This window comes from Dysgonomonas sp. GY75, assembly GCF_015234155.1.
In the GTDB taxonomy this organism is placed as follows: Bacteria; Bacteroidota; Bacteroidia; order Bacteroidales; family Dysgonomonadaceae; genus Dysgonomonas; species Dysgonomonas gadei.
Map to the genome: position 1 here is coordinate 39,733 of NZ_JADCLQ010000056.1, position 16,125 is coordinate 55,857.

Annotated in this window: 13 protein-coding genes; 1 reads left to right on the forward strand and 12 read right to left on the reverse strand. The window is 41.2% G+C overall.

The annotated features are described in order from the left end of the window. Positions 1-656 precede the first annotated feature (656 nt). The 12 genes from IR083_RS21450 to IR083_RS21505 all read right to left on the reverse strand — a co-directional run bounded on the left by IR083_RS21450 (position 657) and on the right by IR083_RS21505 (position 12,433). A complete protein-coding gene (locus tag IR083_RS21450; RefSeq protein ID WP_194225860.1) occupies positions 657-1,034 on the reverse strand; it encodes a DUF4377 domain-containing protein in 378 nt (125 codons plus the stop codon). Positions 1,035-1,098: 64 nt separating this feature from the next. After that, positions 1,099-2,208, reverse strand: a complete 1,110-nt coding sequence (locus tag IR083_RS21455) for an AAA family ATPase (RefSeq protein ID WP_194225861.1) — start codon at positions 2,206-2,208, stop codon at positions 1,099-1,101. Positions 2,209-2,219: 11 nt separating this feature from the next. Continuing rightward, entirely contained in the window at positions 2,220-2,924 is a 705-nt protein-coding gene (locus tag IR083_RS21460; RefSeq protein ID WP_006799015.1) for an RNA ligase family protein, read from the reverse strand. Positions 2,925-3,202: 278 nt separating this feature from the next. Further along, positions 3,203-4,060, reverse strand: coding sequence for a twin-arginine translocase subunit TatC (gene tatC / locus IR083_RS21465; RefSeq protein ID WP_006799016.1), 858 nt, complete (start codon positions 4,058-4,060; stop codon positions 3,203-3,205). 14 nt (positions 4,061-4,074) lie between these two features. Next, positions 4,075-4,272, reverse strand: coding sequence for a twin-arginine translocase TatA/TatE family subunit (gene tatA / locus IR083_RS21470; RefSeq protein ID WP_006799017.1), 198 nt, complete (start codon positions 4,270-4,272; stop codon positions 4,075-4,077). Positions 4,273-4,412: 140 nt separating this feature from the next. Next, positions 4,413-5,375 (reverse strand): FAD:protein FMN transferase, encoded by a 963-nt coding sequence (locus IR083_RS21475; protein WP_194225862.1) that lies wholly within the window; start codon positions 5,373-5,375, stop codon positions 4,413-4,415. Positions 5,376-5,428: 53 nt separating this feature from the next. After that, on the reverse strand, positions 5,429-6,316 hold the full coding sequence (locus IR083_RS21480) for a sugar phosphate isomerase/epimerase family protein (RefSeq protein ID WP_194225863.1): 888 nt from the start codon (positions 6,314-6,316) through the stop codon (positions 5,429-5,431). Between the two features lie 102 nt (positions 6,317-6,418). Beyond that, complete coding sequence (locus IR083_RS21485) at positions 6,419-7,303, reverse strand: DUF1080 domain-containing protein (RefSeq protein ID WP_006799020.1); 885 nt, start codon at positions 7,301-7,303, stop codon at positions 6,419-6,421. Positions 7,304-7,335: 32 nt separating this feature from the next. Then, positions 7,336-8,808: a Gfo/Idh/MocA family protein gene (locus tag IR083_RS21490; protein ID WP_006799021.1), complete on the reverse strand. Its 1,473-nt coding sequence runs from the start codon at positions 8,806-8,808 to the stop codon at positions 7,336-7,338. Between the two features lie 69 nt (positions 8,809-8,877). Further along, entirely contained in the window at positions 8,878-10,575 is a 1,698-nt protein-coding gene (locus tag IR083_RS21495; protein WP_006799022.1) for a Gfo/Idh/MocA family protein, read from the reverse strand. A 20-nt stretch (positions 10,576-10,595) separates the two neighbouring features. Then, positions 10,596-11,084 (reverse strand): DoxX family membrane protein, encoded by a 489-nt coding sequence (locus tag IR083_RS21500; RefSeq protein WP_194225864.1) that lies wholly within the window; start codon positions 11,082-11,084, stop codon positions 10,596-10,598. 338 nt (positions 11,085-11,422) lie between these two features. Further along, the gene (locus IR083_RS21505) at positions 11,423-12,433 is read right to left on the reverse strand and encodes a Gfo/Idh/MocA family protein (RefSeq protein WP_194225865.1); all 1,011 of its coding nucleotides are present in this window, start codon (positions 12,431-12,433) and stop codon (positions 11,423-11,425) included. Between the two features lie 448 nt (positions 12,434-12,881). On the opposite strand from IR083_RS21505, the gene IR083_RS21510 reads away from it, so the two are divergent. Next, positions 12,882-16,079 (forward strand): SusC/RagA family TonB-linked outer membrane protein, encoded by a 3,198-nt coding sequence (locus IR083_RS21510; RefSeq protein WP_194225866.1) that lies wholly within the window; start codon positions 12,882-12,884, stop codon positions 16,077-16,079. Positions 16,080-16,125: the final 46 nt, after the last annotated feature.

Here is a 16,125-nt window from a genome sequence, read left to right on the forward strand (position 1 = left end):
TCTATTTTTTAACGCATAGAGACTATCTTAATTTAAATTAGAGGTTTTTAGCTCATTACTGCCGCGCCCTCCCGGGCTTGTCCTTCCTTTTGGCATTGCCCAAAAGGAAGCAAAAGGCTAGCGCTTCTGTTGAGTCGCCTACGCTCCTCGATTTTCAATTCCTCGGCGACCCAAAACCGTCTTGACGGCTGAATCAAACACACGGGCTATCGCCCCGTTTGATTCTACGCCGCCTGCAACGGATTGGGTACCCCGCCTGCGTCACTAATGCGCAAGGGCTGACGCACGTGGAGCTAAAGCATGAAGAGCCTCTGTCCTATAGCCGCATCGCGGTAACGGCCTCGTCCGGCAGGCGGGGCACCCAATCCGTAAAGCGGAGGTGTAGGGCAAAATACGGTAGCTGCTATACACAGCTGATAATCCGGTAAAAGATAATTCCGTATTATTTTGCCCCACCGGAGCTGCGGTTTTGGGTCGCCGGAGGGATGCAGCCTTGATTTTTGTAACTTTTTATCAAGAAAAAGTTAAGAAAAACAAGCCGGATGGCGCGTTAGAAAAAATAGAACATTAATATCCAACTATTGATTCACTTGAATAATAAAATAAAGGACGGTTAAATAAAACCGTCCTTTATCTATGATCATAAGAGATATGATTTACTCCACAGGTTCGGGCTGTAAATCATCTCCCGTCGGCATATCAGGGAGCTTATCCGATGTTTTCTCCTCTTTAGAAACTTCCTTTACCAAAGTATATTTTAACGAAGACTGATCTGCTGCAGGATGCTCCACTTTTTCGACTTTTACTTCCAATACATATTCATATCCGGGTTCATAAACGAAACCGTCTATATTGCTATAAAAGAACTCCCAGTCTGTCTGACCGTCTTTTTTTACCAAAAGACATTTTATTGGTGCTACTCCTACACAATCACCCTGCTTGGATGCTACAGTCAACTTTTCCGTGTTTTTTGAACTACCGCAGGAACCTAAAAATAAAGCTACTGCAAGCAGGCTTACCATTAATTTATACATAATCTATTATTTTTGAATATATTAATACCTTATTTATAAACATGTATACCACTGAAAAGGTTTATTATTCAACCATATACTCTACCTCATGGGCTTCTATCAACTGAGGTATTTCGAGTTTCAGCAACATCTTGTCCAGTACATTTTCAGGCAACTGGAATTCGCGGTTACGGTTTTGGCTTCGCCATACTTCATATGGTTTCTCCACATACACTATTCTTACCTTTGCACCATACAATGTAAACAGGTCGACAAGTTGCTGACGCATCAAGCGTGTGATATTAGTAGCGTTCCATACGAAGTCCTGTTTTTTTCGTAAATATACACGTGCCTGTTCTTTCGCTTCCTGCACTACACGGCCGGTTGCTGATCTGTCTGTTGGACTGTATTTGTGCTTACGGCGGATAGCATCGAGACTGATGACCGGGATATCCGGTTTCAACGATTGTATATAATGGTCCTTGCCCATTCCCGGCAATCCGGATAGTATCGTGACTTCACACTTGAAATCATCGTAAGGTACATAACCGATATAACCGTCTATCGTATTGAAGTATTCGTACCGGGCACTTGCCGTCGGAAACTCCAGAGCCTTGTCCCAGCAACCTTCGTCTTTACAAAACATTTCAAATAAATCTAATGATTCTATCAACGCTTCCCCATCCTCGCATATTCTACCACGGGCATCCGCCTCAGCCAGCATTTTTAGCTGGCGGGTATTAGCCCTTAGCGATACTGCATGAATCTTTTTGGCTGGTTCCAATTTCTCCATCAGCCACAGAGGCAAACCATGAAAACGAACAAGGGAAACTACTTTTTCACGAATGTCAAAGGGTGTAGGGATATCCCTGAACAGGATATTCCGTGCAGTGTATTCTCCCCTGCGGGCATGTCCGTTGGCCGAGATATTTCCATTACCCTCGTCTTGCGAAGTGGAGCGTTTCTCAATATCGTGCATGAGAGCTGCCGCCCATAATATTTCCTGCTCCTGTTCAGATAATGTTTCATACCGGGGCATCTTAGTCAATTCATCAAGTACCATTTGTGTATGGATGGCTACATTACCCTCGGCATGATGATTTTTATGCTGTATTACATTTTTCATATCAGCAACCCACGAAAACTGTTTTTCGAGCGATTGCCAGTCTTTATTTTGTGTTAATTTCCAAATCATAATCATATATTTTATTCGTTAATTACTTGCCTTTCCCAAACTAAACGTGCACGTTTCCAGTTACGGGTCCAGTGTTCTCCGGTTTTTACATGTCCTTTACGGACATATTTGAATACATTGTGAGAGAAGTCGCCGATAAGATATTCTCCTGCATTACGGGTGACAATTCCTTCACGTGTACAATCTTCGCCGGTTTGTGTATCGGTGGAACCGAATACACTCGGTTGCTGTGCCCATGTCAGTATCTGCCGTTCGAGTCTATCGTCAGGTAAGCCCTTTACCTGCTGAATATCCAATTCTGGAACAGTAGGGAAATCGAATATCGCAGCATAGAATTTCACTTCTTCCCACGACAGCCATTTGTCGAGGCATCGCACTGCAAACACGTAGTAATAAGATTCTATCCGCTTGTATTCGATAGAGTGTATTGCATACAGGTTTTCGCCAAACAGTTCTATATCCCCCAAGTCTCGCTTCATTAGTTCCCAACGTCCGCGTAACTGGTTTGTCCAGGGAGAAGTGGTAGGTGCTGCATGTGAACGGGCAAAGACTCCAAACCGGTTGAGACAGTTATTCTCTCCATCCAGTTTCTCTGTATGCACAAGGACTTCTATCTGTTGGATATCATCCCGGTATGTATGGTTTATCCGGTCGTCGCTGGTAGTTCCGGGTGAAAACGGAAAATGATATGTACGACCATATTTTTGTGATAACATAATGTAATTGTTTTTAAGTTTTTAGAATACAATAGCAGACAAGGCCCGTAAATTCACTTTACAGCCTTGAAAGATGCGGGAAGACTCCCGCTATGTATGCTAAACAATTACATGACATTCCGTATGAAATAGTTATAAATAATTTGTACAAAGGTAGTAACATTTATCAAGACAGCCAAATTTCAGCATTCCGGCACATAATACAGTCAATGAAAAATAAAAAGCGCATACCTGAATTTCAGGTATGCGCTTAGCTATGTCAGATTGTATTTATTATTCTATACCGATAACTGCGGAGAATCTTCTTCTTCCTCCTCTTCATCATCCTCGTCCTCGTCTGTCTCTTTAGGCGCCGGTTTTACCATAAAACGGCTCAACTCGAACAGCAGGTAAAGCGGTATAAAGACTACCGATAATGTAAACGGATCGCCCGAAGGTGTAATAACAGCAGACAATACCAAGAGACCTACTATAGCATGACGCCTGAATTTCTTAAAGAACGATCTGTTCAATAGCCCCAACTGAGACAATAACCACGATACAAGCGGTAACTCAAAGACAATCCCCATAATAAATATCAGCATCAGGAAGTTATCCATATACGAGTCGAGCGAGATAGTATTCTCTATCATCTCACTCAGCTGATAAGTAGATAAGAAGCGGAATGTCATTGGGAAAACCAGAAAGTAGCCCACTGAGCATCCGATGAAGAACATAATAGTTCCGAACAGGAATACCCACCGGATACTTTTCTTCTCGTTAGAATATAAGGCAGGGCTGACAAAACGCCATATCTCAAATATCAGATAAGGGAATGTAAGTATCAGTGCCAGCCAGAATGAAGTGGTCATGTGCCGGAAAAATTGCGATGTAAGATTATAATTTATAATCTTGATATGAAATGTATCATCACAGAAATCAGGCAGAAAAGGTACAGCCGATGTCGCATAACACAGATACTTATACAAGACAAAGTCGGCACGCGTAGGCCCCATTATCCATGTGTCGTATATGTACGGCATGATAGCAAACCCAAGTATTGCAAATACAAATAAAGCGATGATAGACCGTATTAAAGTCCATCGAAGTTCCTCTAAATGATCCCAGAAGGTCATTCCTTCATTGTTCTCTTCCATAGAAAAGTACTATCTCAATCTTTTTTAGTTGTGTCGTTTCCTTCTATATCGTCTTCAATGCCTTTTACGCCTTCTTTGAAGTTTTTAATTCCTTTACCAAGGCCTTTCATTAGTTCGGGTATTTTACGGCCACCAAAAAGTAATAGTACGACTATGGCTATGATGATGATTTCCCCTGTCCCCAGGTTTCCTAAAAACAAAAGTGTTTTCATGTTTTCTAAGTTTAAATATTAATGTAAATATGGCTATATTCCATTCATCAGTAAAAATAACACAAATAATGTCTATTAGACGGGATGAAATGGATATTTATTTCTTTTTTAACTATTCTTTGTTTCAAATCCGGACCGACTTATGCCGGGATAAGATTTTCTTCTATTCCGGGAGTATAATATACCTTATATTCTCCTTCCTCGTCGCAGATAAACAGAGCATCCATATCAGGAAATTTCTGCACCCACTCTAATGCTTTTTCGATACCCACTACCAGGAATGCCGTGGCAAAGGCATCTGCTGTAATCGCATCTTTAGCTATAACTGTTGTTGACAATAAATTATGAGTTACCGGATAACCTGTTGCCGGATTTATTGTATGTGTAATCTTTTGTCCGTCCTGAATATAAAACTGACGGTAATTACCGGATGTGGCCACTCCCCTGTCCGTAATTTGCAGAATGACCTGCAAATCCTGCCCCGGTATAGGATTATCTTCTGCCGGACGGTCGATACCGATCCTCCATGCTTCCCCGGCTGTATTCTCCCCTTTAAGACGTATCTCTCCGCCTATTTCGACCAGATAATTCAGGCATCCGTGTTTATCCAGAAAATCAGCAACTATATCAGCCGAATAGCCTTTAGCTATGGCATTGGCATTTAGTACTATATTGGGATTCGATTTTATAACACGCTTATTTTCTATCTTTATCTTTTCCATCCCGATATGTTCTTTAAGGGCATTTACCTTTTCTCTATCGGGTATATTTTTTTCGCGGGAACTAAAACCCCAGGCTCTGAATAATGGCTCGGCGGAAATATCAAATGTCCCTTCCGTTTGCAGGCTTATCTCTTTAGCCCGATTGAAAACGGTCTCGAAATAGTAGTCTGTTTCTACATCATCATTCCTGTTGATACGCGAAATAATGGATGTATCATCATATACAGACATAGATCGTTCAAAACCGGCCAGTAATGACTCTATGCCGGGCTGAAAGTCACGGTCTTCGTCGTCCTGATAGATAATATTGTAACTTGTACCTTCCGCAGTTCCTTGTATGCTGTAGTAGAAAGTACCGTTGTCGGCCATTACTGCATTCATGCTTATTTGGAAAATGAGCAGGAAGTTGTTTGTCTCCTGCTCATTTTTATACTTTATTTGTCGTAGCTTTCTTTTACCAACGGGCAATTCAGTAAATACTCCAAACTCTTTTTCACACTTTCGAAAGGAGTGAAGTTATACTGTTCCACTTCTACAACCAGATGTTTCGTTCCTGCTGCATCTGTATTATTGAAGATGGCGTCAAATCCCACCATACCGCTCTGTCCCAGTTCTTTATTATCTTTGATATGAAGCAAAGCGAAACGGTTTTTGTATTTATTGAAATAGTCCACAGGGCTTTTTCCGCCTCTCACTACCCAATATACATCCATTTCGAAGAAAACGTATTCAGGATTTGTATTTTCTATCATATAGTCATACATCACTTTGTCTTCTATTTTATTTCTAAGTTCGAAGTCATGATTGTGATATCCGTACAACATGCCGTTTTCCTTACATTTCTTTCCTATTTCATTATAGTATTCACAATAGGTCTGTAAATCCTTCAGTGTCTTAGGCGTTTCCATAGACGGGGTAACAATGTATTTCATCCCGGCAGCTTTATGTGCGGCAATACACTGATCCCACCATTTCATGGCTTCTGTGAAATCTTTAGATGCCAGTTCTTTCTCGTTAAGGCCCCGGCCGGTATGGGAAGATAATACTTTCATTCCCGCAGCCTCTATATCGGCTTTGAATTCTTCCGGCGTTTTTCCATAAAATTTACCATCACCGTAGTTGGCTGCTTCAACAGCAGTAAATCCCATTTCCCCGGCTTTCTTTATTGTTCCGGCATAGTCTTTGGAAATATCATCCCTAAGGGAGTATAATTGCAGGGCTATATCTTTCTTCGGAGGAGCCTGTTGAGTCACTGTTTCCGCTTTTGGAGAACAAGAGATCATCAGTAGGAGGACAGCTATAAAAAATGTTGTTATTTTCATGCTAATAAAATAAGATTATATTTAAAAGTCAAATCCATGAAGGATATGTTCCTTCGATGGATTTGACATTATTTTAATAGAAAAAATTAGTTACCTGATTTATTAATCAAGGATCTTAATTTTGATATTACGGAACCAAACATCATCTCCATGATCCTGGAATCCGATATAACCTTCTCTGTTAGCCCCACCAAGATTGTTCAGTAATTCGAAAGCCAAAGGCCATTTTTCCTGACTGAATTTACTTGCCTGCAACAATTCTGTCCATTGAGGAGTCCACAAATGGTATTCAACTACATTTTCACCGTTCTGTCCGTGAACAACAGTTCCTTTATATACCATAATCTTACCTGTGTTCCACTCACCAAAAGGCTTAGAGTTTTGAGGTACAGCAGGAATCATGTCATAAAGGGATGCAGACTGACGATTGTTGTCTTTACCCATTTTAGCATCAGGGTGGTTGGCATTGTCCAATATTTGATATTCAGGAGATGAGATATAGATAGGTTCCATTCTCTTTTCACCTTTATCATTTGTTGTTTCAATTTCCTGAGCCAGGAAGAATACTCCGGAGTTGCTGCCTTTTGCTACTTTCCAATCGAAAGTCAACTCGAAGTTTTTGAACTTATGAGCAAAAATGATGTCTCCGCCTTCTTTATCCTGAGCTTCGCCACCACCTGTTCCGTTGAACTTGATAGCACCCTGGTCGATAGTCCATTTTCCAGGAACGTTATCTTTTCCATAACCGCGCCAACCTTCGAATGTTTTACCATCGAAAATAGTGATAAATCCGTCTTTATCTTTTGCAAGTTTTGAAAGATCTATCTGTGGCTTTTCTACTACAGTGTACTGAGGGGCAGCATTTTCTGCTGTTTTAACAGAATCAGCATTTTCACCTGCATTTTGTGCATCTTTTTTGGCGCCTCCGCAAGCAATCATTGCTCCTGCTATCATAAGACAACCTAGACTGTAAACAATTTTCTTCATTTCTTTATACGGTTTAATTTAACAATTCTGCATTATGGCATATCCGGCAATTTCCAGCCATCACGATATGTATGTTTGATCAGTTCCTGAGCAAATGACTGTGCATTGATCGGATCTGTCCATATCTTATTGAATTTAGGGTCACCATCGACAATCTTGAAGTCGTCTTTCTTCAAAATTCTGATCTCTTCATTCGGGTTGATATTGGTGAACTTCATGTTCTGTCCATCCCAACGCAATTCCTTATTCAGGTTTTGTAAGCGTACGGCAAGTACACCCATTACTACCATTTCGTTGAAAGGCCCTGCTTCACTAAAGTCAGAAGCAGTCAACACGCGGCTGGAAGCATCTTCTTTACAAGCACGTACCCAGTCCATTTCGTGAGAAGTTTCTACACGACGGCAAACTTTAGGCGCATTAGGTTTGCGGCCCGAAAGCAACCATGGATTTACACCATAACATCCGCAAATCAATGTGTCTTTAGTTCCGTGGAATATAACACCGCCACCGGCATCATTCATATTCTTTCCATCAGGCCATCCTGCTGGCAAATTTGGTTTCAAACCGCCATCATACCAGTGTACTTCAACCTCCGGCATAGATACCTTAGGCATATTGTCGCGAGCCGGGAATACAAGTTTTACATACTGTGCCTGAGGTGCGCAGTCCTGTAGCAACATTGTGGAAGATCCTTGTGCACTTGTAGGATAACCCAGTTTCAACCCCTTAAATACAGGGTGAAGGATATGACAAGCCATGTCTCCTAATGCACCTGTACCATAATCCCACCAGCCACGCCAGTTCCAAGGAGTATACAATGCATTGTAAGGACGCATCTTAGCTGGTCCTGTAAACAAATCCCAGTTCAATGTGCTAGGTATTTTGTCTACCTTTTCAGGTGCATTCAACCCTTGTGGCCAGATCGGACGGTCTGTAAAGGCTTCCACTTTTGTGATTTCACCTATCTCTCCATTCCATATCCATTCGCAAACAAGGTTTACTCCTTCGGCAGAAGATCCTTGGTTACCCATCTGTGTTGCTACCTTATGTTTTTTAGCAAGATTGGTAAGTAATCGAGACTCATATACTGTATGAGTCAATGGTTTCTGGCAATAAACGTGTTTGCCCATTGTCATTGCGTCGGCAGAAACAATAGCATGTGTATGGTCGGCTGTAGCTACAATAACAGCGTCGATGGATTTGCCCATTTCGTCATACATCTTGCGGAAATCCCAGTATTTTTTTGCATCAGGGAATCTGTCGAATACGCCTTTCGCATATCTCCAGTCCACGTCGCAAAGAGCTACGATGTTTTCTGTTTTTTCTACTTGTTTGATATTAGCATGTCCCATACCTCCGATACCCACAGCGGCAATGTTCAATTTGTCGCTCGGTGCAACATGCCCGAAGTTTTTACCCAAAACGGTGCTTGGGATAATTGTCAGACCGATAGCAGCTTTAGCTCCGGTACTCAGGAATTTTCTCCTTGAAATGTCTGATGCCATAAGTTTTTCTGTTTTTAGGTGTAATAATTGTTAATTATTATAGATTTAATGTCCTTTAAAAATTGATTGTCAGCTAATTTCTCCTCTGACGATTTCCTCCTTGTCTTTGTCCCAGTACATAGTACGCCCTTCAAGATAAGCACGTGTTCCCATATGTGCTGTAATCGCTTCTTCGAATGCCGCGTTTATATCACATGACGGTTTATTATTCCGGTTACGGATACATTCTATCCATTCCCTTACATGAAGGAATGTGGTATCGTAACGTTTTCCTCCCAGATAAGAATATAATAGTCCGCGTTGGGCAAAATACATCTCGGTAGCTGATGTTATTGCGTCCACATTGTTTTTACCGGGAACATATGTATAGAATGGTACATCGGGTTTGATAATCCCTTTTTCGAGTTTTTCTTTATATCTGGTAGAACCGCTGTCGATCTTCACAGTCAGTGTATCACCTACTTCCATCGATGCATCGTGTCCCATGATTACTTTGCCTCTGTTGCGGCTACTGGCCAAAGTGGCACTGTAGAGCATTGTCAGGTTCTTTTCAGGGAATTCGAATGTGGTTTGCAATACATCGGGAACGGTTCGTCCATCTTTGAAGAAGTAGACGCCACCCGACGATGTAGCGGAGTGAGGGATGCCTACACCCATGAGCTGATTAATAGCGTCATATTCATGCGTCAGCAAGTCTCCGCTAAGCCCTGTACTGTAATCCCACCAGCAACGCCAGCGGAAGAAACGTTCGAGGCTGAATTTATCTCTGGCTTCAGGGCCTACATATTTAAGCAGATTATATTTAGTCATATAATCCATATATTCCTTAATCCTTTCAGGGTCTCCTTCGTACTGTTTCCAGTCTATGGTCTGAGGGTTGGCATCCGGATGAATGTCATATACCCATGCTCCGTTAGGATCGTTTCTGTTGGTACATACTTCGATCAGGCTGATTGGCCCTAAGAGTCCTTTGTCTATTATTTCTTTTGCTTTGTGGTAACAGTCTATCTGACGTCCCTGGTGACCCAGCTGAAAAACAATACCTGTTTCCTTGACAATATCCCTTACCATATATGTTTCAGGTACTGTCCACGAGAGAGGTTTTTCTACATATACATGTTTTCCGGCTTTAGCAGCATCCATCACCATGGTACTGTGCCAGTGGTCAGGTGTTGCAATAATAACAGCATCTATATCTTTATCGGCAAGCATCTCTTTATAGTGGCGGTAACGCTTTGGAGCAGTGCCCATTTTACCTCCGACTCCTTCCCTGTAAATGTTTGCTCCGGCAGCCATACCTTCTTCCGCGAATGTATCGAAGATATCACATATTCCGGCAAATACGATATTCAGGTCTTCCTGTTCTTTAAAGTCTTTATATCGGGTGTCTTTTTTATTTTTCTTGGCATCATCTATCCAACCTTGCAGATGTTGGGGTGTGGCAAATCCGGCAGCCCGAAGCAAATATTTTCCTCTGCCTCCGTAGCCGATCACACCTATACGGATTTGCTCTCCATTAGGTTTTAAATCGGGTATCGACGCCGTTTCACTACTTAGCTTAAATACATCACTTACGTCATTGAGTGTTTTGGTATATTTTTGTTTTTTGTATACACCATACGCCAAAGCTCCTAAAACGGGAGTCGTAGCCAGTGCTTTTAGGGCATTACGCCTGCCTTGGGATTCCGGTAACGGATTATTATCGGATGCTTTTTTTTCGTTCTTTTTATCGTTATCCTCAGGGACAATTCTGTCTTCGGGTGTCATAATTTTATAGTATGTTAGCTTTATTTGCGTTTAAATAATTTATTGATGTATCGGTCCAAACCAATAATTTGGGAGGTAGGGAAATAGATCAGCACCATCAATGCTCCCATTTCAATCATATTTTTATCTATCCAGAGATAAGATCCTTCGGTAGGCATCATATAAGTGGCTCCGATAAAAGGTGGGTGTGAAAGATAATATAGTGCAAGGAATACGATACCTCCGACGGAAGCAACGCGTGAGAAACATCCCAATATCAGTCCTAATCCGATTAGTGTTAATCCATATATATTAATATAGTTGGATACCGCTAAAAAGCCCGGGTCTGAGGCTAAATTATGAAAATATTCAGCAAAAAGTCCCTGAGAGTCCATCAGGTAAGGATAGGCTGACCAGCCCGAATTTAGAATTTTTACGATTCCCTCGTATAAGAAATGCCATCCGATTAGTAGCCGTAGTATTACCAGCCAAAACGTCTGGGCGCGTGAGTAAGATGTCTGTTCGTTCATGGATTAAGTTAATAAATAAATTGTTTCGTTTAATATTGTTTAAAATTTAGATTTTATTTTCGCAATAAAATTTACACACTAATCTCCTGATGCAATAATAATCAAAGTATAACATGGTTTTATTCTTCTTAAGGTTCTTGTTCACAGTAAGTTCAATCCCCTGTATGGGCAAACTCAACAATCCATGAAATCTTACTTACTAAATGCGGAATAAAGCTATGAATATTTTGAGTGAATAATAATTTATTATTGTTAAAAAAAGTTTTCTAAAAAAATTAAAATCATCTTAATCTGACTTTTACAAAAACAAATGCCAGATATTTGGCACAAATGTATACTTATTTGTCATCAGCAGGATATTTAACTCCCAGCTGTTTTCTTATTTCATCTACTATTTCTATGGTTATAAGAGAGTTTTCATGGCTATTAATCTGCGACTCGCGTTTTCCTTCCTGAATTAAATTAATGAATTCGGCCACTTCGTAATAATATTCATGTATTACATCCGGAGAACTAATTATCTTCTCTTCTCCGTTTCTGTTTTTAAGCGAGACTTTGTTTATAATATTTATCCTATCCGCCGTTATTGTTCCATCTTCACCCTGTATCTCCGTCGGTAAGGCCGAGTCAGCGATTTTGGAATAAAGTACGGTAGCATTCATCCCCTCATATTCAAAATTCACTGCCCCTTGTCCGTCTGCTCCGGTAGACAACTTCAGTCCTGTGGCACTTATTTTTAAAGGGCGGCCAAATAAAACAACCATCGGAAATATAGTATATACTCCCAAATCCATTACGGCACCGTTTGAAAGTGCAGGGTCGAAAGCATTCATTACTATTCCTTCTTTCAACTTGTCGTAACGTGATGAATACTGGCAATAACAAGAAAAGTACCTTCTGATAGTCCCTATCTCTTCAATATGGTTTTTCAGAGCCTTGAAGTTGGGGGTAAGGCTGGGTTTCATAGCCTCCATAAGTGTGACATTATTTTCCTGGGCTGCAGCTATCATGGTTTTCACCTCTTTAGCATTGGACGCAAAAGGTTTTTCACACAAAACGTGCTTTCCGTGCTGCATAAACAAAATGCTCTGCGAAGCATGCAACGAGTTCGGGGAGGCAATATATACGGCATCGATTAGCGGACTCGCAGCCATTGCTTCCAAAGACGTAAATGTGTACGGAATATTATGTTTCCGGGCAAATTCATCGGCTTTTTCCTGTGTACGTGAGTATATCGCTGCCAATTCGAAGCGGGAATCGAAACTAGCACCTTCCAAAACTTTGTCTACAATGAAATTAGTGCCTATCACTCCGAAACGGATTTTAGGCTGTGGGCTACTTAATGTCATAAATCAGTTGGTTCTGTTGTTACAAATGTAAGAATAATGAAAATGAAGAACAAAATATGTAAGCGAATTTAGAAAATTTTATCTATAATGAGAAGCCAGTACCCTCAACCTCCGGATTATGGTTCTTTGCTATGTTGAATTTAGATCTTAAAAAAAGTAATAAATAGTGCAACTTTTACATATGCTTCGCTCCTGCAACCCTTGGTTGTTGCCTTTTTATAACTCTTCAGGTGTCTCTCAAGAGGAGTATTTTTTTAGCAAGGACCCCCATAGGGGGTCCAAAAGAGATAAACGGACGTCGCAATACCATGTTTTAGGTATATAAATACCACATAAAAGGGATTTCACAGACAACATAGTCGTTATACTTTTGTGATAAATATTATCTGTTTTTAACAGTGAGATATTTATTACATCTATAATAATGTTCGAGTAAACTATAAAAACTATGTTAGAATTGAGAAAAATAAAATTATTACTATTGTTAAATGTCTTTACAATACTACTTTCTGCACAAACAAATGAAGAGTTTGTCATCAAAGGACGTGTTACTGATGCTACAGGCTTGGAGCTTCCGGGGGTTACTGTTCAGATTAAAGGTAATCTCCGGACCGGTACACTGACGAATGAAGATGGTTATTATTCCATTTCAGCACAGAGAAATGAAACTATAGTCTTTTCCTTTTTGGGATTCGAGACACATGAAGCAAAAGTATTGACAAATGCACCTATAAATGTAGTGCTGAAAGAACAGGCTACAGAATTGGACGAAGTAGTTATCACTTCATTAAATATTCCCCGTGAAAAGAAAGCGCTCGGCTATGCTGTTCAGGGAGTATCCGGGCAGGCATTGGAAACAAGGCCTACCAATGCTTTAAGTGCATTGTCGGGCAAGATAGCCGGATTACAGGTTATTTCCAGCGGAGGAAATATGGGCGGATCGTCCAGGGTGACTTTGCGAGGCATAAACTCTATTACGGGAAACAATCAACCATTATACATAATAGATGGCGTGCCGTTAGACAATACAGACATGAATACATCTGCTACTATTAATGGTAGTGCAGGAAAAGATGTGGGTAGCACAATTCAGGATATCAACCCTGACGACATCGCGGACATCAGTGTGCTAAAAGGCCCGTCGGCAGCAGCCCTTTACGGCACACGTGCGGCTAACGGGGTAATTCTCATCACTACAAAAAAAGGAAATAGGAACGATGACCGTATAGATATACAGGTGAATACCGGTATTGAGTTCGAAAAAGTAGTCAGGCTCCCTGAGCGCCAGAAACTATATGGTGGGGGATACAGTACTACTTTCCAAAAGGCTACTATCGACGGAAAGGAATATAATATAGTGGATTACGCGGCTGATGAAAGTTGGGGCCCAAAACTGGACGGAACACCTGTATTACACTGGTACAACCTCGATCCTGAATATACAGCCGATTATTTGAACCCGCAACCATGGGTTTATCCAAAGCACGATGTAGAGGACTATTTCCGTACAGGGGTATCGAATACAAATAATATTGCCCTGTCAAAGAATACAGCAACAGGTACTTTTCGTATATCAGTTACAAACAAGAATGTAAAAGGGACTATCCCGAACTCATCTTTAGGACGTAACTCTATAAATCTATCGGGTAGTACCAAAGGCTCCCTTGTATCATTCTTCGGAAACATAAATTATATAAACAATAAATCGACAGGACGTCCATGGACAGGAGCTTCGAACCGTAATATCATACTTGAAGCATACCAATGGGGACAAGTACAGGTAGACTATCAAAAGTTGAAAGAATATAAAAGAGCAGATGGGACACCCCGTGCATGGAACAGGACAAGCTGGGAGAATACTGCTGCCGGAGAAAAAACCAAATATATCGATAACCCCTACTGGTCGGCATATGAAAGTTATCTGAAAGAAAACAGAGATCGCTTTTACGGAAATGTAGGTTTTACACTAACCCCTACAACATGGTTGAACCTGACAGGACGAATCAATGGCGATGTATACCAATACAATTCTCAAGACAGGATAGCTTACTACTCCCGTTCACAATCTCAATATCAGGAGTATTCGCAGAAGTTCGATGAGTTTAACTATGAGTTTCTGGCTACAACTAACAACCGCTGGGGAGATCACTCACTGGTAGCAAATGCCGGAGCTAACTATATGAGACGCAACAGACGCGTAAGCGATATTCAAACTTCGGGAGGACTTGCCATCCCTGAATATTACAGTCTGAAAAATGCAGCTTCTATTGTTGTGAACCCAGCAACCGGATTGTACAAGAAAGCCATATCGTCAATCTACGGTAGCTTCTCTTACGGATGGAAAAGCATGTTGTATCTGGACGGAACATTGCGTAACGACTGGTCATCAACATTACCCGAAGATAACAACTCGTTCCTTTATCCATCCATTACATCGTCTTTCATCCTGACCGAGTTACCAACACTGAAAGAGCAAAGCTGGCTGTCATTCGCTAAAGTGCGTTTAGGTTGGGCACAGGTAGGTAACGATACGGACCCTTATCAACTGTACAAGACCTACGAAGCCCTGAATTCATTCAATGGTAATATAGCTTACACACTGCCAGAGACGCTGAACAATCCTGAGTTGAAGCCGGAAATAACATCCTCGTGGGAAGCGGGATTGCAATTGCAACTGTTCAACAACCTGTTAGGAATTGATGTTACATATTATGACAATAATAGCCGCAACCAAATCATTCCATTACCAACTTCCGATGCATTCGGTTACAATTACAAACTGATCAATGCCGGAAAGATTAACAACAAGGGCATTGAGGCTACATTGACAGTGAACCCCATAAGACAGAAAAACTGGGACTGGACAGCGATTGCAAACTTCTCTAAGAATAGCAATAAGATTATCAAACTATCTGATGCTGTAAATACGCTACAGTTGAGCAACACTCTAGTATCATTAGTAGCCAAAGAAGGAGACAGCTACGGACAGATAATGGGATATGACTTTGTGTATGCTCCAGACGGGCAAAAAGTAGTGAACAAAGATGGTGTGTACACACGTACAGACCAGCTTGTTCCACTAGGAAGCGTCTTACCTGACTTCTTGTGGAGTTTCCAGAATCAGCTAAGATATAAAGACTTCACGTTTGGTTTCCTTATCGACTCGCGAGTTGGAGGTAAGTTCTTCTCCCAAACCTACAAAGTGGGTATGTATTCCGGTATACTGGAATCTACAGCTGCCAATAATATCCGCGAGACAGGTACTGTACTCGATGGCGTTACAGGAGATGTCGTATTCAATGCCGATGGTACATATAATGTAAGCAATACTGCTCAGAACACGAAGAATGTAACTGCTCAGGCGTGGGCACAAAACCAATACAATGGGCCTACAGCCTATACCGTATTTGATGCAACATTCATCAAACTGCGAGAACTGACATTCGGCTACACATTCAAACTCCCGAAATGGGGAATCGAGAGCGTCAGCGTAACAGCCTATGCCCGCAATCTGTGGAACATCTACACGAAGAGCAAAGACATAGACCCGGAACTGACAAATAGTAGTGGTAATGTACAGGGTATAGAAGGAGGGAACATCCCTACTCCGGTAACATACGGTCTAAACCTTGGCTTCAAATTTTAAGGTCACAGACCTGTTTATTACTTTACTAAGTTCAAATGCAACAGAA

What these genes read in the sequence shown, in the direction of transcription:
- IR083_RS21450 (WP_194225860.1), bottom strand. Translation starts at nt 1,034, where the DNA reads ATGTATAAATTAATGGTAAGCCTGCTTGCAGTAGCTTTATTTTTAGGT.
- IR083_RS21455 (WP_194225861.1), bottom strand. Translation starts at nt 2,208, where the DNA reads ATGATTTGGAAATTAACACAAAATAAAGACTGGCAATCGCTCGAAAAA.
- IR083_RS21460 (WP_006799015.1), bottom strand. Translation starts at nt 2,924, where the DNA reads ATGTTATCACAAAAATATGGTCGTACATATCATTTTCCGTTTTCACCC.
- tatC (WP_006799016.1), bottom strand. Translation starts at nt 4,060, where the DNA reads ATGGAAGAGAACAATGAAGGAATGACCTTCTGGGATCATTTAGAGGAA.
- tatA (WP_006799017.1), bottom strand. Translation starts at nt 4,272, where the DNA reads ATGAAAACACTTTTGTTTTTAGGAAACCTGGGGACAGGGGAAATCATC.
- IR083_RS21475 (WP_194225862.1), bottom strand. Translation starts at nt 5,375, where the DNA reads ATGAATGCAGTAATGGCCGACAACGGTACTTTCTACTACAGCATACAA.
- IR083_RS21480 (WP_194225863.1), bottom strand. Translation starts at nt 6,316, where the DNA reads ATGAAAATAACAACATTTTTTATAGCTGTCCTCCTACTGATGATCTCT.
- IR083_RS21485 (WP_006799020.1), bottom strand. Translation starts at nt 7,303, where the DNA reads ATGAAGAAAATTGTTTACAGTCTAGGTTGTCTTATGATAGCAGGAGCA.
- IR083_RS21490 (WP_006799021.1), bottom strand. Translation starts at nt 8,808, where the DNA reads ATGGCATCAGACATTTCAAGGAGAAAATTCCTGAGTACCGGAGCTAAA.
- IR083_RS21495 (WP_006799022.1), bottom strand. Translation starts at nt 10,575, where the DNA reads ATGACACCCGAAGACAGAATTGTCCCTGAGGATAACGATAAAAAGAAC.
- IR083_RS21500 (WP_194225864.1), bottom strand. Translation starts at nt 11,084, where the DNA reads ATGAACGAACAGACATCTTACTCACGCGCCCAGACGTTTTGGCTGGTA.
- IR083_RS21505 (WP_194225865.1), bottom strand. Translation starts at nt 12,433, where the DNA reads ATGACATTAAGTAGCCCACAGCCTAAAATCCGTTTCGGAGTGATAGGC.
- IR083_RS21510 (WP_194225866.1), top strand. Translation starts at nt 12,882, where the DNA reads ATGTTAGAATTGAGAAAAATAAAATTATTACTATTGTTAAATGTCTTT.